Consider the following 1907-nt stretch of genomic DNA (forward strand, 5'->3'; position numbering starts at 1 on the left):
TGGTGGGTCTGGGTGGACTTGAACCACCGACCTCACCCTTATCAGGGGTGCGCTCTAACCACCTGAGCTACAGACCCGGTTTTGCTCGTCCAATGACAAGCCAAGTCGGGCCTGCAAAGACCCTTGCTCTCTCTATCAATCAACCAAGTAATTCGTGTGGACTCTGACCGAAGCGTCGACTTCGTTTAAGGAGGTGATCCAGCCCCAGGTTCCCCTAGGGCTACCTTGTTACGACTTCACCCCAGTCATGAACCACACCGTGGTGATCGTCCTCCCGAAGGTTAGACTAACCACTTCTGGTGCAATCCACTCCCATGGTGTGACGGGCGGTGTGTACAAGGCCCGGGAACGTATTCACCGTGACATTCTGATTCACGATTACTAGCGATTCCGACTTCACGGAGTCGAGTTGCAGACTCCGATCCGGACTACGATGCGTTTTGTGAGATTAGCTCCCCCTCGCGGGTTTGCAACCCTCTGTACGCACCATTGTAGCACGTGTGTAGCCCTGGCCGTAAGGGCCATGATGACCTGACGTCATCCCCACCTTCCTCCGGTTTGTCACCGGCAGTCTCCCTAGAGTTCTCAGCCGAACTGCTAGCAACTAGGGATAGGGGTTGCGCTCGTTACGGGACTTAACCCAACATCTCACGACACGAGCTGACGACGGCCATGCAGCACCTGTGTCAGAGTTCCCGAAGGCACCAATCCATCTCTGGAAAGTTCTCTGCATGTCAAGGCCAGGTAAGGTTCTTCGCGTTGCGTCGAATTAAACCACATGCTCCACCGCTTGTGCGGGCCCCCGTCAATTCATTTGAGTTTTAACCTTGCGGCCGTACTCCCCAGGCGGTCAACTTAGTGCGTTAGCTGCGCCACTAAAGATTCAAGATCCCCAACGGCTAGTTGACATCGTTTACGGCGTGGACTACCAGGGTATCTAATCCTGTTTGCTCCCCACGCTTTCGCACCTCAGTGTCAGTGTTGGTCCAGGTAGCCGCCTTCGCCACTGGTGTTCCTTCCTATATCTACGCATTTCACCGCTACACAGGAAATTCCACTACCCTCTACCACACTCTAGTCGAGCAGTTCGAAATGCCGTTCCCAGGTTAAGCCCGGGGCTTTCACATCTCGCTTACTCAACCACCTACGCGCGCTTTACGCCCAGTAATTCCGATTAACGCTTGCACCCTCCGTATTACCGCGGCTGCTGGCACGGAGTTAGCCGGTGCTTCTTCTGTGAGTGACGTCAATCCTTAAGAGTATTAATCTTAAGGCCTTCCTCCTCACTGAAAGTGCTTTACAACCCGAAAGCCTTCTTCACACACGCGGCATGGCTGGATCAGGGTTGCCCCCATTGTCCAATATTCCCCACTGCTGCCTCCCGTAGGAGTTCGGGCCGTGTCTCAGTCCCGATGTGGCTGATCATCCTCTCAGACCAGCTACGGATCGTCGCCTTGGTGAGCCTTTACCCCACCAACTAGCTAATCCGACTTAGGCTCATCCAATAGCGCAAGGTCCGAAGATCCCCTGCTTTCCCCAAAAGGGCGTATGCGGTATTAATCCGGGTTTCCCCGGGCTATCCCCCACTACTGGGCAGATTCCTAAGCATTACTCACCCGTCCGCCGCTCGACGCCTGGTAGCAAGCTACCATCGTTTCCGCTCGACTTGCATGTGTTAAGCCTGCCGCCAGCGTTCAATCTGAGCCATGATCAAACTCTTCAGTTTAAATCATACAAGAATCCGTAGATTCTTAATTCTTGCTCAAGACAAAACTCAATTTTCGACGAGTCGCTTGCCTTGGTATTTCTTGTCGAAATACTCCAGCCAGCGCCCACACGAATTACTTGGTCAATTTGTTAAAGAGCGTTTGAGCCGTTGCTCAATCAGGAGGCGTATTCTACATCGT

The 1907-nt window shown here is 53.4% G+C and carries 1 tRNA gene and 1 rRNA gene; both read right to left on the bottom strand.

The window, feature by feature from the left end:
* Window positions 1-77: transfer RNA gene (locus Q4501_RS18470), tRNA-Ile, on the bottom strand.
* Between the two features lie 109 nt (window positions 78-186).
* Window positions 187-1726, bottom strand: a 16S ribosomal RNA gene (locus Q4501_RS18475).
* Window positions 1727-1907 lie beyond the last annotated feature (181 nt).

This window comes from Marinobacter sp. 2_MG-2023, assembly GCF_030546935.1.
Classification (GTDB): Bacteria; Pseudomonadota; Gammaproteobacteria; order Pseudomonadales; family Oleiphilaceae; genus Marinobacter.